This is a genomic window from Clavibacter sp. VKM Ac-2873 (genome assembly GCF_015351075.1).
Taxonomy (GTDB): domain Bacteria; phylum Actinomycetota; class Actinomycetes; order Actinomycetales; family Microbacteriaceae; genus Clavibacter.
Window position 1 is genome coordinate 101631 of record NZ_JADKRS010000005.1, and the last position, 15629, is coordinate 117259.

The window sequence follows — 15629 nt, forward strand, 5'->3', positions numbered from 1 at the left end:
TAGCACCCGGCCCTATGCGCCCGGCGGCTCGGAGAAGTCGTCCACGGGCGAGCGGACGGGGTCGATGTCGTAGCCGAAGTAGCGGGGCCCGGCGAGCGCGATGCCGCCCGGGCTGTGCCACCGCTCGTCGGCCGGCGCGGAGACCACGCGCACGCGCTGCCCGAAGCGGAGCGTCTCCGTCGTGATCGGCTCGCCCGTCTCGCTGTCGAGCACCATGATCAGGTCGGGCGTGGAGGCGACCGGGACGCCGTCGATCGACGCGAGCAGCATCTCGTTCTGGAACCCGAGCACGATCACGCGGTCGGCGTCCGCGCCCGTGCCCTGGATCCTGGCCTCGCCCCGTGCGAAGCCCGCGACGGTGCGCCGCGCGACGTCCACGACCTTGCCGCCCAGCAGGACCGCGCCGCCGAGACGCGCGGCGACCGCCTCGACCGGGTCGACGAGGGCCTCGCGCGCCTCCTCCACGAGCGTGCCGAGCTCGTGGCAGAGCGACAGGGTGTGCGGCACGAAGGACGCCTTCACCTGGGCGCCGGTCATCGCGTAGTTCGACATGATCATCGAGCTGCCCATCTGCACCGCGACCGGCCGCGTGAGGCGTTCGGCCCACGCGTTGTCGATGGTGTCGACGACGCCCGTGTTGCCCTTCTCGTCGGCGAACGACATGGGGGTGGCGCGGATGCCGTCGATGGTCGGGATCACCATCTGGATCTCGGGGAACGCGCGCCCCATCCCGTCGCCGTCCACGATGGGCAGGCCCATGCGCGCGGCCGCGACCATCGGGATGGTGGAGTTCGCGCCGCCCACCTCGATGCACGCCACGTGCGTGGGCGTGACGCCCAGGTAGCGGGCGAGCGAGAGGATCGCCCCCTGCAGCTGCTCGACCGTCGGCAGCTTCTCGACCATCACGGTGGGCGCGCCCATCATCGCGACGGGGATCACCACGGCGTCGTCCGGGAGCTCGAACGGGTCGGCGAGCGGGATGGGCCCGAGCTCCTTGATCGCCTCGCCCGCGAGCAGCCGGCCGATGTACGGGTCGCCGCCGCCGCCTGTGCCGAGGATGGCCGCGCCGCGCGCGATGGCGGGCAGGTGCTCCAGCCGGATCTCGGTGAGGCGGGTGCGGGGCACGGTCGTGTCAGACATTCGCGGCCTTCCTGATGTCGAGGTCGCCGACGGCCTTGGCGCGGATGCGGATCGCGTTGCCGGGCAGGTACGGGATGGGGAGCTCGTCGAAGTCGACGATCTCCACGGTCGAGGGGGAGGCGCCGGCGGCGACCGCCCGCTCGACGGCCTCCTGCCTGGCGTCGTCGAGGGCCTGCTGGCGGGATCCCTCGCTCACGCTGTAGACGCGGTCGAGCTCGCCGGAGACCTGTGCGATGGCCGCTCCCACGGCGTTCGCGACGGCGAAGTTGTCGGGGCGGTGCACCCGGCCGAGGCCCTCGAGCTCGTCGGGCAGCAGGATGGATCCGCCGCCCACGGCCACGACGGGCAGCGGGGCGGACGACGTGCGCATGCGCTCCACGACGTCGGCGACGCGCATCGCGATGGTGTCGAGCACGCGGCGGACGAGCTGCGGCGACAGGTGCGCCACGCACGCCGGATCGCCGACGTCGACCATGCCGGCCGCGACCGCGATGTCCGTGGTCGTCAGGGTGTCGCCGCCGAAGACGAGCGCGCGGCGCCCGAGCTCGTAGCCGACCGAGTCGGGCCCGACGACGTCGCCGTCGCCGCGCACGAGGGATCCGCCGCCGATGCCGATGGAGAGCACGTCCGGCATGCGGAAGTTGGTGCGGACGCCGGCCACGCTGATCTCCGCGGTCGCCTCCCGCGGGAACCCGCCCGCGAGCACGCCCACGTCGCTCGTGGTGCCGCCGATGTCGACGACCGCGCACGTGCCGAGGCCGGACAGCAGCGCCGCGCCGCGCATCGAGTTGGTGGGGCCCGACGCGAAGGTCGCCACCGGGTAGCGGCGCGCGAAGTCCACGCCCATGAGCGTGCCGTCGTTCTGCGACAGGTAGAGGGGAGCGGTGATCCCGTGCCCGCGCACCGCCCGCTCCAGCCCGCCGACGATCTGGTCGGCGAGCTCCCGCAGCGACGCGTTGATGATGGTGGCGTTCTCGCGCTCGAGCAGGCCGATGCGGCCGATCTCGTGCGAGAGCGAGATGGCGACGTCCGGTCCGAGCTCGGCGGCGAGCACCGCGGCGGCCTCCACCTCGAACTCGCTGTTCACGGGCGCGAAGACGCTGGAGATCGCGACGGAGCGGAGGCCGCGCCGGGCGATGTCGGCCGCGTGGCGCTTCAGCTCGTCGTGGTCGAGCGGCGAGATGACCCGCCCGTCGAACTCGTGGCCGCCGTGGGCGAGGTACCCCGTGCCGCGCACGGCGGCCACGAGCTCCTCCGGCCAGTCGACGAAGGGCGGCAGCGACGCGGTGGCGGGCAGCGCGAGCCGCACGGCCGCCGTCGGCGCGAGCCGCCTGGCCTCGACGAGCGCGTTGATGAAGTGGGTCGTGCCGATCATGACGCCGTCGATGCCAGCCGGGTCGAACGGGTGCTGCCGGTCGAGCTCGGCGAGCGCGCCGACGATGCCGCTCGTCACGTCCTGGGTGGTCGAGGACTTGATGCCGACGACCACGCGGTCGCCGTCCATGAGCACGGCGTCCGTGTTGGTGCCGCCGACGTCGATGCCGATCCTCATCGGGTCGCCACCTTCCCTGCCGTGGCCGAGGCCGCGTCCGGCGCCGCGACGCCGGGGGCGGCCTGGTCGGCCGTCTCGGTGCGCACCTCGCCGACGCCGCGGATCAGCCCCGCCTTGCCGAGCACCGCGTAGAGCACGAACGCCGTGATGACGGCGTTGAGGCTGCCGAGGCCGAAGGTCGCGTAGTAGCCGACGAGCGCGGAGACCACCCAGATCACGAGGCTCACGGGCACCCAGCGCGGGGCGCTCGCCGGGAGCGTGCCGGCCTCCCGCGAGGCGTCGAGCGCCGGCCGCCAGCTCTTGACGACGAAGTACTCGGCGATCATGATCCCGACGATCGGCGGGAACGCGACCCCGAGCAGGGTGAGGAACGCGGTGAACTGCCCGAGGATCCCGGCGGCCGCGAGCACCGACCCGATCACGCCGACGACGACCGTGACGAGCGCCCGGTTCACCCGCCGCCCGAACACCGTGTCGATGAAGTTCACGACGCCGAGGCCCGACGAGTAGAGGTTCCAGTCGTTGATCTTGATGGTGCCCAGCAGGATCACCAGCACGCCGACCCAGCCGACCGACGACAGGATGATGGCCGACACGTCGGCCGTGCGCACCGCGTGGGCGAGCAGCACGCCGGACAGCCCCGTGAGGTACTCGCCGACCGTGATGCTCACGACCGTCTGCTTCACGACATCGGCGGCCGACCGGTTGTAGCGCGTCTGGTCGGGCGAGATGAGCGCGCCGACGATGAAGCCGCCGGCCACGATCGAGGCGCCCGCGATGATCGACATCGGCGGGCCGGGCGCCGGCTGCGTCAGGAGCTCCGAGATGTCGTGCTTCTGCAGCTCGATCACCACGGCCCAGCCCACCAGCAGCAGGAAGAGCGGCACGGCGACGTTGGCGACCCACTGCATGCCGTGGAAGCCGAGCATCACGACCGCCGTGATGATGAGGCCGAACGCGAGCGACCAGGCCCACACCGGGAGCCACGGCATGATCGAGTGGAGGCCCGACGCGGAGACGCCCGACTGGATCCCGAACCAGCCGATGAGGCTGACGCCGATGGCCAGGCCGATGAGCGCCGAGCCGTTGTGCCCGAAGCCCGTCCAGCGCGACAGGATCGAGGTGTTCAGGCCCTCGCGCTGCCCGATGAGTCCCGTGAAGACGCAGACGACCTCGAGGATCACGGCGCCGATGGTGATGGCCCAGAAGGCATCCCAGAAGCTCATGCTGAAGCCGAGCGTGGCGGCGACGACGAAGGCGCTCAGCGCCGAGAGCTGGCCGACGCGCTGGGTCGCGATCTGGAACCAGTGGTAGCGCGCCTCCTGCGGGACCCGCGCGAGCGCGTAGTCGTCGGGTGCGGTGGATGCCATGGGGAGTCTCCTCGGGTGTGGCGACGGGTTGACACAGGGTAGGGATCCGCCGCGGGAGGGCACCATGTGCAGAGTGTCGTGTCGGGGGCGTGAAGCGGGGCGGAGTGCCCGGGGGGGCTTCCGCCGCCGCCGCTAGGCCGGATGGCCGAGCTGTCGAAGATGTCCGATCGAGCGCGAGGCTGCGTTGTGGACAGGCCGCCACAGCGACCGCGTGTTGCGTCAGCCTCGTCTCGACGAGGCGACGAAGCCTCGCACGTAGAAGGTAGCCACCCATGAGGTTTGAAGCTCGACTCGCGCGCAACTTCCGCACCGGAGCCGTCGCCGCCGCGATCGCTGGAGCGGTCACCATCGCTCTGGCCGTCACGACTGTTGTTCCGTCTGGGCCGCCAACTCCTGTTCATCATGCGATGTCGAAGTCCGGTGCCGCAGGTACGAACGCGCTTCTCGCCTCTGAGTCCTCCAGTACACAGGGTTCCTCCGTCGACCAACTCGATCAGTTGCTGTCGCTACTCGAGTCACTTCCTGCGGACCTCAAGGACGCCGATCCAGCTTCGACTCCCGGCTACGAGCGCCGACTTGCTGACGCGATCAACGCCAGGGTCAGCAACGCGTCTGTGCCGGCTCAAACTGCTTCGGAAGCGCTCGTAGTGAGCACGGTGTCCTTTCGCAAGTCGAGCCAGAGCCCGGTAGGAGGAGTGCCGCAGGTCCGTCTCGCCGCCAACTGGTTCGCGTGCGCGACTGACATCGTCGGCTTGATTGTCCAATACGGCATTCCGGTCGGCAGGGTCATCGGCTGGATCAAGGAAGCTCGCTCCATCTTCGGTTCGCTGTCGGGGATCGTTCGTGCGATCGCCAGAGGCGACTTCGCAGTGGCCGTCGGCGATGACGCTGCTGAGGTGATCGAAGCGTTGCTTGGAGTCGACGGAGTTATCGCAGACTGCTTCGGATGAACCGATCTAGAAGGAGGGCGCTCTCATGACAGGTGATCGACCACGCAACCCCGACTCGTGGGAGCCGCCTGGCCTGTGGGCACCCCTGTCAGGACATCTCGTCCTCGGGCTGGTCAAGGCGCCGGTCGTGCTCGTGCTCTTGTGGCTCGCGACCCTCCTGCCCGCCGTCCCCTCGCGGGGAGTCGGTGACCTGGTGGCGCTCGTCGCCGTGGCCATCAGCGTCGGCGCGTTGATCGAGGTCCTGGTCGAGGATCCCTTCGCCCGGCGGCGGAAGCTCTCGTCGCCGGGCGGCTGGGACTTCGCGCTCGTGCCCCCGCTCGTCGCGCTGGTCGGCGTGGTGGCCCTCGGCTGGCTCATGAGCGGCTCGTTCGCGATGGGCACGGCGGTGGGAGCTGCCTGGGGGCTGGCATCCGCGGTCGGGATCGCCATCGGCCGCCCGTGGGAGCCCGGCATGACGCAGGACGAATTCTACGGGAAGTACGCCGAGCTGAAGGACATGACCCGCGAGACCTTCGCGCCTGACGTGGAGGAGATCCGTCGTCGTGCCGGGGAACGGACCATGCGGAGGTATCGCGCCGCCATCGAGCGGAAGCGGCGGGAGGCGGGTGGGGACGGGGACCCGCGCTGATGCGTCGCCTCGGCGCGGAACCGCTCAGAGGCCGCGCGGACCCCACGCCTCCGCGAGCAGCTCGTAGGAGCGCACCCGCGCCGCGTGGTCGTGCGTCGTCGTCGTGATCAGCAGCTCGTCGGCCCCCGTCACACGCTGGAGCGTCTCCAGCTTCCGCGTGACCGTCGCGGGATCCCCGACGATGCGCGTGTCGAGGCGGTCCTGCACCTGCGCGAGCTCCGCGGCGTCGGGCGGTGCGGCGGCCTCGTCGTCGGGGGCGGGGTCGGGGATCGCGCCGCGACCCGAGCGGATCGAGAGCACCCAGCACGCGAACCCGGAGGCGAGGCGCCGGGCCTCCGCGTCGGTGTCGGCCACGAGCACGTCGGCCGAGACGATCACCCGCGGGGCAGCGAGGACGCCCGGCACGAAGTGCTCCCGGTAGGCCGCGACCGCGTCGAGGACGCCCCACGGGGTCGAGTGGTAGTTGGCGCCGAAGGGGAGGCCGCGGGATCCGGCGACGCGGGCGCTCTCGCCGGCGGACGACCCGTGGATCCACACCTCGACGGCGGACCCGTCCGACGGGGGAGCCGCGATCGGCCCGAACTCCGGATCCGCGTACGTCCCGTCGAGGAAGGCCAGCAGGTCGTCGACCGTCTCGCCGAATGGCGCGACCTCGGAGTCGCCGCGACGGAGGAGCCGGGCCTGCAGCTGGGCGCGGGACCGGTCCTTGAACATCACGGCGCGCGCGGGCACGACGAGGCCGTCGACGACACGGGCCTGCGCGTCGGCATCGGCTCCCGCCCCCGCCGGCCGCTTCGGCGGCATCGGGCTGCGGCCCAGCCCCAGGTCGAACCGCGGCCCGTAGAGCCCCGTGACGGTGCCGAACGCCTCGGCGACCTGCAGCGCGCTGTGGTTCCCGATGAGGGTCGCCGCCGAGCCGACCCGGATGGAGCGGGTCGCCGCGGCGACGGCGGCCAGCATCGCGTGCGGGCTGGATCCCGCGAGACCCGGGTTCATGTGGTGCTCGGCGAGCCAGTACCGCGCGTAGCCGGCCGCTTCCGCGCGCACGGAGAGGTCGAGGCTGTCGCGGAGGGCCTCGGCGGACGACGATCCGGCGGACACGGGGACCAGGTCGAGGACGGAGAGCGGGGCGCGGGTGCGGGAGTCGATCCGGTCGCTCGCAGGGGTCATGGGCGGGGCTCCTCGGATCGGGGGTGCGGGCTTGCCGGGCGACGCGCGCCGAGCCGATGGCTGCTGCCCGGAGCGGCTGCGCCGTCGGATCAGCCGGGGAGACGCATGCTGGCCGCGAGCGTGGGGAAGGCCCCAGTGTGCGCTGAGGGGGATCCCGACCGGTCAGGTTGTCCACCGCGCCGGAGCGCTCGCTCGGCTCAGGGGGACGACGGGATGAAGCGGCGCAGGTGGTCGCGCAGAGCCGGGTCCACTACGTGGACGAAGGTGCCGCGGATCCCGCGCGTCATGAGAACGGCGTAGACGTTGCTGATGAGGAGCCGGAGGTCGGCGTCCGTGTAGGTGATCCCGAGCGTCGGGTTGTTCTCCTGGCCCTTCGCGTCGAAGTACGACGCGCGATCCATGGCGAGGCGGCCGCTCCCGGTGTCGTAGCGGAGGTCCGGGCCGATGATCACGCCCGCGTAGTTGAGGTCGTATCCCTGGACCGTGTGGATGGACCCGACCTCGTCGAGCGCCGTGCGCGAGCCGATCCAGTCCTTCGTCGTGCTGTTCCAGCGCGCGCGGTAGTCGCCGATCACGATGTCGAACGCGGCCGGGTCCTTCTTCGAGACCCACTTCCACGCGTATCCCGCGACCATGCGGGCGAGGCCGTGCTCGGCATCACGCTCGCGGATGACCTGATGCATCGCCGCGACGTCGTCGAACATGCGGAACTCGTAGTCGCCGAGGGAAGCGGATGGGAGCCGCCGCTCCGATCCCGCGCTCGAGGTGGCGCCGAGGATGCGACGGATGTGGCCGACGTAGTCGGAGCCCGCGGCGACCCGCATCTGGGACATGAGCGGGAAGAGGCGATCGTCACGACGGGCGTCGTCGAGGAGCGCGCCGACCGTGGCCGCCGGGAGGTCGGCGGGTCGGACGGTCTGCGCGGGATCGAGCATCAGGATCTGGTGGTCGCTCTGGGCGCGGATCCAGTCGAGCTGCGTCTTCCTCGTGTCATCGGAGCCGAACAGCCGTGCGGTGATCTCCGAGAACTTCGTGTTCAGCGGGCCAGATGCCTGGTTCGCGCGCTGGTTCAGCCGATGCGCCTCGTCCACCACGAGCAGGCCGAAGCGCTCGCGGCTCTCGCCCACCTGGAACGGCGTGAGCACCGCGATGTCCTGCAGGCCCGGAGTGCTCGCGAACACCTTCGCGACCGATCTCCGGAGCGACTGCTGGGGGACGACGAACGCCGTGCGCAGCCCCTCGAGGAGACCGCGGTTCTCGCCCAGGAAGTAGTCGGTGAGGAGCGAGTCGCTGTCGATCACGTCGTCCGGTTCGAGGCGACGGACATCCGCGATCAGCTTGAGCAGGTAGATCGCGAGGATGGTCTTGCCCGTGCCGGGCTCGCCCTGGATCACCGTGGTGCTCGTCGTGCCGGCGCGAAGGTCCTCGACCAGCGCCTCGAGCACGCCCTCGACCGCCACCTCCTGATCGCGCGTCAGCGCCTTGAACGGCGAGAGCTTGAAGAGGTCGTCGTTCTCGATCTCGGTGATCGAGCGCCGGAAGAGCCCCTCGGCACGCAGCTGGTCGAAGACCGCCTCGAACTGGGCCGTATAGGCGACGCGGTCGTAGTACTCGGCGTTCGTGATGCCGATGTTGCGGTTCAGCACCGTGTAGCGGCCGTCGCCCGAGAACAGCTCGATGAGGCGCGACTCGAGGTCGAGGCACGCCGACTTGTTGAACGTGTCGCTGACGATCACGCGTGCGGTGCGGAGGTGCCCCCGTCTCGGGGAGGCGATGTGCTGGCGCAGCCGACCCGCGGCATTCAGCGATTCGCCGACGTACACGTCATCCCGGCGGGGTCCCCGGGCGGGGCGCGTGGAGGGCGGCCCGTCGAGCACGTAGACGACCGGCCAGTTCGCGTGGCGAGGATCCTCGTCCGCCCACCCCGTGACGACATCGCGGTCGAGGGACGTCGGGTGGATCTCAGAGCGCGTCATACCGTGTGCTGCGTCCGCGAGCCTTGTCGACCGGGTACTTGGCGCGCGTGACAGCGAGCTTGTCGAGCACGATCCGATCGGGATCCACGCCCAGGCGCTCGGCGAGGAGGAGGCAGTACGTGAGCACGTCGGCGAGCTCCGCCTGCACCTGCTCGGGATCCCCTTCGGCGTCCCACTGGTAGCACTCGAGCAGCTCGCCGGCCTCGATCGCGATGCTCTTGGCGAGATTCTCCGGCGTGTGGAACTGCGCCCATTCCCGCTCGGCGACGAAGGCCGCGAGCTCCTCGCGCACGTCTCGGCTGGGCATGCGGTCACGGTAGCAGCCGTCGCGCGCGCCGTCCGAGGGGAGCACGGCCATCCCGAAATGGGGGCACCCGCTGTTCCATGAACGCGCATCGACATCCGTATCGTCGGCATCACCGAGACGAGGGAGTCCCCATGGAATTCGCCGAACGACTGGCCGCCCTGGCCCTGAAGGTGCGCAACCAGCGCGAGGCCATCCAGACGGAGGAGGCGACGAAGAACGCGTTCATCATGCCGTTCATCTCCACGATCCTCGGATACGACGTCTTCAACCCGCTCGAGGTGGTCCCCGAGTTCACGGCGGACCTCGGCCTCAAGAAGGGCGAGAAGATCGACTACGCGATCATGCGCGACGGCGAGGTGCAGATCCTCATCGAGTGCAAGAAGTCGACGGAGCCGCTCAAGATCGAGCACGCGTCGCAGCTCTTCCGCTACTTCGCCGTGACGAACGCGCGCATCGCGGTGCTCACCAACGGCGAGGTGTACCACTTCTACACGGACCTCGACGCGCCGAACCGCATGGACGAGAAGCCGTTCCTCGTGCTCGACCTGGCCGACATCGACGAGACCCTGCTGCCCGAGCTGATGAAGCTCACCAAGGACGTCTTCGACCTCGACTCGATCATCAGCGCCGCGGGCGAGCTCAAGTACGTCGGTGCTCTGAAGCGCGCCATCGCCGCCGAGTTCCGCGAGCCGACCCCGGAGTGGGTGAAGCTCCTCACCCGCCGCGTGTACGAGGGGTCGTTCACGGAGAAGGTCCGCGACCAGTTCACTACCCTCGTCGGCAAGGCGTCGAAGCAGTACCTCAACGAGCAGGTGAACGACCGGCTGAAGACGGCGCTCGGGGCTCCCGCGTTCCCCTCGGCGCCGACCGCGGCCTCGGCCGACGTGATCACCAGCGAGGAGGCCGTCGAGGCGGACCTCGACCGCGACACCGAGATCGAGACGACGCTCGAGGAGCTCGAGGGCTACCAGATCGTCAAGGCGATCGCCTGCAGCGAGGTGAAGCCGCAGCGCGTGGTGCACCGCGACGCGAAGTCGTACCTGGCGATCCTCCTCGACGACAACAACCGCAAGCCCATCGCGCGCCTGCACTTCAACGGCAAGAAGCAGAAGTACCTGGGGCTCTTCGACGCGCACAAGGTCGAGACGCGCCACCCGATCGGGTCGCTCGACGAGATCTACGCGCACGCGGATACGATCCGCGAGGCCATCCGCATCCACGCGGGGGAGCCGGTCGGCACGTAGTCCGAGGCGCCGACCGGGGCGGATGGTCTGTGCCTCACCTCATCTAGTCGGGGAGACGAGGGCGGCCTTCCGGATCCGCGGATCCGAGCTCGCTCCGATCAGCGCTGGCTCCGGGCTCGGCCATCGTGCCCGGTCACCGGCCGCGTCCTCCGGGCGCATCACGGCGACCGGCGCCCCTCCCGAGCCGTGCCGCGGCCGGCGTCGCACGTCGGACGATCGCCGCCGGCAGTCCGGTGGGATGTGTCCGCGGAGCTGGAGATGCGCCTGCGCTCGCCGTCGTAGGTTCACCGTCCTCCGCTGGCCCTCCTGGGCGTCCCTCGCGCTCGCCCGCCGACGCCACGGGAACCGATCGTGTTCCGGCCACGGGGAGATCCTGCGGATGAGGCAGGTCGCCTCGGAGAGCCGGGGCATCGCTCCGGGTGGAATCGCGCGCGGCTTCGATCCGCTCCTCCTGCTCCTCGCGTCTCTCGACCGGTGTCACGGCTGCTGCCTCGACGCTGTCCAGCAGCGCGTTCGGATCCGGACCGTCGGCCTGAGGGGGGATGCCCGCGGCGCCGATGAAGGCGACTCCTCCGACCAGGACGCCGCCCAGGATCCGGTGCCCTTTCACGGCCCCTCGGTCGCCTCGAATGTCACGGCCACGCGACCCTGGAGGGCGGAGATGAGGCGGTAGGCCTCGTCCATCAGGAAGCGCTCGAACGACTGCCCGGTGCGCGCAACGCCCTCCTCGATCGCGGTGCGGTCGGCGTCGTCCGCGAGGGCATCGTCGCGCGTCGCCTCGGCGATCTCTCCGAGCGTGCGTCGGCCGTCGGCCTTGGTGAGGAACCGGGCGCCGTACTCGGTCAGCTCGAACGGCTCGTCGGATCCCGAGCTGAAGCGGTATCCGTCGTCGAGCACCTCATCGAGGATGATGTCCACGCGCGGCACGGGTATGACGTCCAGGGCCGATAGAGGTGCGTCGTCGCCGATGAGGGCGACGATGCCGAGCTTCGCGTACCCGACGAGGAGACGGCGCTCCTGCTCGTCGAGATCCTGGTCGGCCAGGGTCGGGTCGATCGACCGCAGCAGCTGGGCCGTCTCCGGCGCGAGCGTGTGGTTCCTGGTCTTCGACGTGAGGGGATCCAGCAGCGCGAGGTTCGGCTTGCCCTCGAACTCGCCCAAGTACCCGAGTGGGACGACGTGCACGGGTGCTCCTTCCTGTCGTGGGACTGCTTCGATGCGTCGCGCACGCTCAGGCGGGCACCCGTCTGGCGATGGTAGCGACGGCGCGGTGCGGCTCGCCGGAGCTGTGCCCCGCGGTCCTACCGCGACGTAGGCGACGGCGGCGACGACGACGACGACGGCGGCGCGAACCGGAACCGCACCGGCGGGCCGTCCGGCAGCGCCGCCACACAGGTCCCGACTCCCAGGCTCGAGAGGTCCCAGTCCTCGACCATCGCTCCCGTGATGACCTCCTCGCGGAGTCCCGACCCACGCACGGCGGCGTCGAAGCGCGTCAGCTTGCGGTTCGCGCCGAAGCGGTCGCCGACGAAGCGCCGCGAATCCCCGTCGTAGAGGCGGAACGCGAACACGGATCCGAACGCCGACAGCACCGACGCGGCCATCTCCGGCCCGTACATCTCCTGCACCTGCTTCACGTTCTGCGTGCCGACGATGAACCGCAACCCCAGCGAGCGGCCGAAGTTCACGCCGTCCGAGAGGTGCGTCAGCTCGGGGAGCAGCGCGAACTCGTCGAGCACGAAGAAGACGCGCCCGGCCGCGCGGCGGCGGGACATGGCCTCCTTCATCGCGACGTCGAGCATGGTCGTGAACACCGGGGCGAGGGTGCTGCCCGAGGCGATGTCGTACTCGAGGAACAGCGCCCGCGCCCCCTTCGCGCGGAGGAACGCGCGGATGGAGAAGTCGCCCGGCCGCCCGAACGACGACCGGAACGACTCCTGGATCACCTGCTGCATGAACGCCATCGTCGCCATGGTCGAGTTCGACCCCTCCTTGGCGATGTAGTGGCGCGCGCCGCGGAGGTCGGCGTTGCCCGGTCGGTCGAGCAGCGCGTGCATCTCGCCGATGCCCATGCCGCCGACGATCATGCGGATGTCGCGGTTCGACCGCTCCTCGGATTCCCGGTACATCGCCGTGACGAGGGCCGTGAACACGTCGCGCGCCGCGTTGGCGAAGTACGCGTTGTCGCCGGCGTCGGCGATGAGGCGGGAGGACAGGCCGCTGCACATCTCGAAGATCTCGTCCTCGGGCAGGCGGCCCGGCGGCAGCGCGCGGAACTCCTCGAACAGGTTCCACGACACCTGGCCCGCGAACTCGTCGGCGAGCGTCGCCGCGATGACCGCATCGCCCGGCCGGTGGAACGTCTCGTGGTAGTCGCCCTTGGTGTCGAACACGACCATCACGTCGTCCGCGGTCATGCTCGCGCGCACGGAGGCGACGAGCGCGGAGATGCCCACGGTCTTCCCCGTGCCGATGCCGCCGAGGTAGAGCACGTGCCGGCCGAGCATCGCGTCGTCGAACCCGATGCTCGTCCCGGCGACGCCGTGGACCCCGAACTCGGCCGGCCGCGGACCGATGTGCCCCGTGCAGTCCCGCAGCGCGGTGCCGCTGACGACCTCCTCCGAGTAGGGCATCACCACTCCGGTTCGGGGTCGTCGGTGTCGGGGTCCGGACCGGCGTCCTCGGAGCCCTCCGACGGCGTCGATGGCTCAGGCGCCGCAGCATCCACCTGCTGCTCTCCGCCCGCCTCGGTCGCTGCCTCTTCCACGACTTCACGGTCGCCCGACGAGTCGACATCCGCGGGAGCGCTGTCCGGTCTGACGGGCGGATCGCTCGCGGTCGCATCCGTCGCCGTCTCCTCCACGCCGCCCTGGGGCGCGTCGGCTCTCCGGGGAAGCGCGGAAGCTGCATCCTCGGGTTCGGGTTCGGGTTCGGGTTCGGGTTCGGGTTCGGGTTCGGGTTCGGGCTCCGGCTCCGGCTCCGGCTCCGGCTCGGGTTCGGGCTCCGTTTCTGCTCCGGTCGCCGGATCCGCGGATCCACCGACCGGCGCTGGCCCGCCCTCGCCGGCGCCCGGTTCAGATTCGACGGGATCGACGGCGACCGACGTAGTGCCCGTCGATTCGATGGCGTCGGGCTCCGGGAGGTCGTCCCGGAGAGATGGAGTCTCGTCGTCAGACGAGATGCTCGCCTCGTCGAGGCGCGCTTCCAGCTCCTCTCTCCTCTCGGTGGGCGTCACGGCGACCGCCTCGATGCCGTCGAGGAGTGCCTCGGGGTCGGAGTCCGCGAGGTGCGGCGCCCCGCCCAGCGACGCGATGACGACGGTTCCTCCCAGGAGGCCCCCGCCGATGAACGTCCTGCCTCTCATGTCCCGGCGGTCGCCTCGAACGTGATCGCTTCCCGCCCGCGCAGGGCGGCGACGAAGCGGAAGGCCTCGTCCTCGATGTACTCGTCGAACGTCTGCTGCAGTTCCACCTCGCCGACGCGGATCGCGGCGCGGTCCTCCTCGTTCGCGAGCGCGTCCTCCTTCACTGCGAGGGCGATCTCCCCGAGGGTGCGTTCGCCGTCGACCCGGAGCAGGAACCTTCCCCCGTACTCGGTGAGCTCGAAGGGCTCGTCCACCTCCGACGTGAAGCGGTAGCCGTCGTCGAGGATGGCGTCGAGGACCACGTCGTACCGAGGAGCCGGGATGATCGACAGCTCGGACAGGGGCGCTCCGTCCTCGATGATCGCGACCATGCGGAGTGCGATGCAGATCTCGAGGAGGCGATGCTCTTCCGGGGTGAACACGCGGCCGGTCTCGGTGGGGTCGAGGGAGAGGAGGAGCTCGAGCGCCTGCGGGGTGAGGTCGTAGCTCGCGGCCTTGCGCGTGAGGGGATCCTGGACGGCCATGTTGTGGCGGCCATCGAATTCGGCGATGTGGCCGAGCTGCACGACGCGCATGTCGTTCATCCTCTCGAGGGTGCTGTGAGTGAGGTGCGATGCGTGTTCACTCGCCGGACTCGCCCGTTGGGGGGAGTCTGCCTGGCTCCGCCTGACGCGCGATCGGCTCATCCACGGCCAGGGGGATCGCGTGCGGTTCGAACGAGACCGCATCGTTCCCGCGGAGCGCTCGGATGAACCGGTACGCCTCGGCTTCGAGGAACTCGCCGAAGGACGCGCCCGATTCCCGCTCGATCTCCTCGATGGCGGGCTGCTCCTCCGCGCGCGCGAGAGCCTCCTGCTGGACGGCCGCGACGATCTCCGCGAGACTCCGTTTGCTGTCGGCCATCCCGAGGAAGCGGGTGCTGTGCTCGCTCAGCTCGAATGTTCGGCCGAGCGTCGACGTCAGCTCATAGCCGCCATCGGTCATCCCGATGAAGCGGATGTCGGCGCGCGGGACCGGGATGAACGTCAGCTCGTCGACGGAGTCGCGGTCGCTGGTGAGGGCCACGATTCCGAGACGAGCGAAGCCGCGGAGGTACCGCCATTCCTCCGGCGTGAAGTCGTGGACAGTGTCCGCGGGGTCGAGCTCGTGCAGCAACGCGTACATGGACGGGTCGAGCCGATACGCCTTCCTCTCTTCCGTACGGGGATCCTGAATGGTGACATTGGGCTCACCGTCCACCTCGCTCAGATATCCGAGCCCTAAGACGTGCATGCCGCCCTCTTCTCCGTCGTCGTGATGGCTGTCGCTGGTGGAGCGCTGGCGTGGGACTCGCCGATGACCGACGCCGTGGGCGCCGGCTCGAAGGTGACCGTCGGGTTCCCGCGGAGGGCGTCCATCCCGGAGGAGATCGTCGAACGGGACGCCGCGTCGCTCGTCCTCCTCGATCTCCCGGCGCTCGTCGTCATCCGCGAGCGCGCGATCCTTGACGCTCTGCACGATCTCGCCGAGGGTGCGCCGGCCGTCGGCCTCGCGCAGGAACCTCGCGCCGTACTCGCTCAGCTCGAACGGACCCCCGGCTCCGAGGTGAGGCGGTACCCGTCCTCGAGCGCCTGGTCGAAGAGGATGTCGTCGCGGGTGACGGGGAGGAAGTCGAATCGGGCGAACGGCGCGTCGTCGGGGACGAGCGCGATGACGCCGATCCCGGCCATGTCGCGGAGGATCCGGCGTTCATCCGCCGTGAAGGGCTGGTCGGCGGCGACCGGGTCGACGCGTCGGATCAGATCCAGCAGCCGCGGGGTGAGGGCGTAGCTCCGGGCCTCGTTCGTCACGGGATCCTGGATGGTGATGTCCGGCGTCGGCCCGGAGTCCCGGAGCTGGCCCAGCTGCACGACGTGCATGTGTCTCCCTGTCTGCGGCGTGATCCGCGA

15 protein-coding genes are annotated in these 15629 nt (G+C 70.3%); 3 read left to right on the top strand and 12 right to left on the bottom strand.

Translation table 11 applies throughout. From position 1 onward, the window contains the following. Positions 1-12 precede the first annotated feature (12 nt). From ITJ44_RS13860 to ITJ44_RS13870, 3 genes are read right to left on the bottom strand one after another with little or no spacing between them, the layout of a single operon-like run. A complete protein-coding gene (locus ITJ44_RS13860; RefSeq protein WP_194636129.1) occupies positions 13-1140 on the bottom strand; it encodes a DUF917 domain-containing protein in 1128 nt (375 codons plus the stop codon). Continuing rightward, complete coding sequence (locus tag ITJ44_RS13865) at positions 1133-2692, bottom strand: hydantoinase/oxoprolinase N-terminal domain-containing protein (RefSeq protein ID WP_194636130.1); 1560 nt, start codon at positions 2690-2692, stop codon at positions 1133-1135. Before ITJ44_RS13865 ends, ITJ44_RS13860 begins: the two co-directional genes overlap by 8 nt. Continuing rightward, on the bottom strand, positions 2689-4062 hold the full coding sequence (locus ITJ44_RS13870; protein WP_194636131.1) for a cytosine permease: 1374 nt from the start codon (positions 4060-4062) through the stop codon (positions 2689-2691). The genes ITJ44_RS13865 and ITJ44_RS13870 overlap by 4 nt, the downstream gene beginning before the upstream one ends. Before the next feature lie 272 nt (positions 4063-4334). Between ITJ44_RS13870 and ITJ44_RS13875 the strand changes: the two genes are divergently transcribed. Both ITJ44_RS13875 and ITJ44_RS13880 read left to right on the top strand, forming a co-directional pair. Further along, complete coding sequence (locus ITJ44_RS13875) at positions 4335-5012, top strand: hypothetical protein (RefSeq protein ID WP_194636132.1); 678 nt, start codon at positions 4335-4337, stop codon at positions 5010-5012. Between the two features lie 25 nt (positions 5013-5037). Then, complete coding sequence (locus ITJ44_RS13880) at positions 5038-5640, top strand: hypothetical protein (RefSeq protein ID WP_194636133.1); 603 nt, start codon at positions 5038-5040, stop codon at positions 5638-5640. Positions 5641-5664: 24 nt separating this feature from the next. Here the strand turns inward: ITJ44_RS13880 and ITJ44_RS13885 are convergent, their stop codons facing one another. The 3 genes from ITJ44_RS13885 to ITJ44_RS13895 form a co-directional block, all read right to left on the bottom strand. Further along, positions 5665-6810 (bottom strand): LLM class flavin-dependent oxidoreductase, encoded by a 1146-nt coding sequence (locus ITJ44_RS13885; protein WP_194636134.1) that lies wholly within the window; start codon positions 6808-6810, stop codon positions 5665-5667. Between the two features lie 197 nt (positions 6811-7007). After that, on the bottom strand, positions 7008-8786 hold the full coding sequence (locus ITJ44_RS13890) for a DUF2075 domain-containing protein (RefSeq protein ID WP_194636135.1): 1779 nt from the start codon (positions 8784-8786) through the stop codon (positions 7008-7010). Further along, positions 8773-9093: a nucleotide pyrophosphohydrolase gene (locus ITJ44_RS13895; RefSeq protein ID WP_194636136.1), complete on the bottom strand. Its 321-nt coding sequence runs from the start codon at positions 9091-9093 to the stop codon at positions 8773-8775. Before ITJ44_RS13895 ends, ITJ44_RS13890 begins: the two co-directional genes overlap by 14 nt. Positions 9094-9224: 131 nt before the next feature. On the opposite strand from ITJ44_RS13895, the gene ITJ44_RS13900 reads away from it, so the two are divergent. Further along, complete coding sequence (locus ITJ44_RS13900) at positions 9225-10337, top strand: type I restriction endonuclease (RefSeq protein ID WP_194636137.1); 1113 nt, start codon at positions 9225-9227, stop codon at positions 10335-10337. Positions 10338-10943: 606 nt separating this feature from the next. Here ITJ44_RS13900 and ITJ44_RS13905 read toward each other — a convergent pair. The 6 genes from ITJ44_RS13905 to ITJ44_RS13930 all read right to left on the bottom strand — a co-directional run bounded on the left by ITJ44_RS13905 (position 10944) and on the right by ITJ44_RS13930 (position 15599). Then, positions 10944-11522, bottom strand: a complete 579-nt coding sequence (locus tag ITJ44_RS13905; protein WP_194636138.1) for a hypothetical protein — start codon at positions 11520-11522, stop codon at positions 10944-10946. A 116-nt stretch (positions 11523-11638) separates the two neighbouring features. Continuing rightward, positions 11639-12970 (bottom strand): type IV secretory system conjugative DNA transfer family protein, encoded by a 1332-nt coding sequence (locus ITJ44_RS13910; protein ID WP_194636139.1) that lies wholly within the window; start codon positions 12968-12970, stop codon positions 11639-11641. Next, positions 12970-13701 carry a hypothetical protein gene (locus ITJ44_RS13915; RefSeq protein ID WP_194636140.1) on the bottom strand — a complete coding sequence of 244 codons (732 nt, stop codon included), beginning with the start codon at positions 13699-13701 and terminating at the stop codon, positions 12970-12972. Before ITJ44_RS13915 ends, ITJ44_RS13910 begins: the two co-directional genes overlap by 1 nt. Beyond that, positions 13698-14285, bottom strand: coding sequence for a hypothetical protein (locus tag ITJ44_RS13920; protein WP_194636141.1), 588 nt, complete (start codon positions 14283-14285; stop codon positions 13698-13700). Before ITJ44_RS13920 ends, ITJ44_RS13915 begins: the two co-directional genes overlap by 4 nt. Before the next feature lie 37 nt (positions 14286-14322). Then, positions 14323-15198, bottom strand: coding sequence for a hypothetical protein (locus ITJ44_RS13925; protein WP_194636142.1), 876 nt, complete (start codon positions 15196-15198; stop codon positions 14323-14325). A 59-nt stretch (positions 15199-15257) separates the two neighbouring features. Then, complete coding sequence (locus tag ITJ44_RS13930; protein WP_194636143.1) at positions 15258-15599, bottom strand: hypothetical protein; 342 nt, start codon at positions 15597-15599, stop codon at positions 15258-15260. Between the last annotated feature and the right edge of the window lie 30 nt (positions 15600-15629).

Coding starts and splice junctions, on each gene's coding strand:
- ITJ44_RS13875 (WP_194636132.1), top strand. CDS start 4,335: ATGAGGTTTGAAGCTCGACTCGCGCGCAACTTCCGCACCGGAGCCGTC.
- ITJ44_RS13890 (WP_194636135.1), bottom strand. CDS start 8,786: ATGACGCGCTCTGAGATCCACCCGACGTCCCTCGACCGCGATGTCGTC.
- ITJ44_RS13920 (WP_194636141.1), bottom strand. CDS start 14,285: ATGAACGACATGCGCGTCGTGCAGCTCGGCCACATCGCCGAATTCGAT.
- ITJ44_RS13885 (WP_194636134.1), bottom strand. CDS start 6,810: ATGACCCCTGCGAGCGACCGGATCGACTCCCGCACCCGCGCCCCGCTC.
- ITJ44_RS13895 (WP_194636136.1), bottom strand. CDS start 9,093: ATGCCCAGCCGAGACGTGCGCGAGGAGCTCGCGGCCTTCGTCGCCGAG.
- ITJ44_RS13880 (WP_194636133.1), top strand. CDS start 5,038: ATGACAGGTGATCGACCACGCAACCCCGACTCGTGGGAGCCGCCTGGC.
- ITJ44_RS13900 (WP_194636137.1), top strand. CDS start 9,225: ATGGAATTCGCCGAACGACTGGCCGCCCTGGCCCTGAAGGTGCGCAAC.
- ITJ44_RS13910 (WP_194636139.1), bottom strand. CDS start 12,970: ATGCCCTACTCGGAGGAGGTCGTCAGCGGCACCGCGCTGCGGGACTGC.
- ITJ44_RS13865 (WP_194636130.1), bottom strand. CDS start 2,692: ATGAGGATCGGCATCGACGTCGGCGGCACCAACACGGACGCCGTGCTC.
- ITJ44_RS13860 (WP_194636129.1), bottom strand. CDS start 1,140: ATGTCTGACACGACCGTGCCCCGCACCCGCCTCACCGAGATCCGGCTG.
- ITJ44_RS13930 (WP_194636143.1), bottom strand. CDS start 15,599: ATGCACGTCGTGCAGCTGGGCCAGCTCCGGGACTCCGGGCCGACGCCG.
- ITJ44_RS13915 (WP_194636140.1), bottom strand. CDS start 13,701: ATGAGAGGCAGGACGTTCATCGGCGGGGGCCTCCTGGGAGGAACCGTC.
- ITJ44_RS13870 (WP_194636131.1), bottom strand. CDS start 4,062: ATGGCATCCACCGCACCCGACGACTACGCGCTCGCGCGGGTCCCGCAG.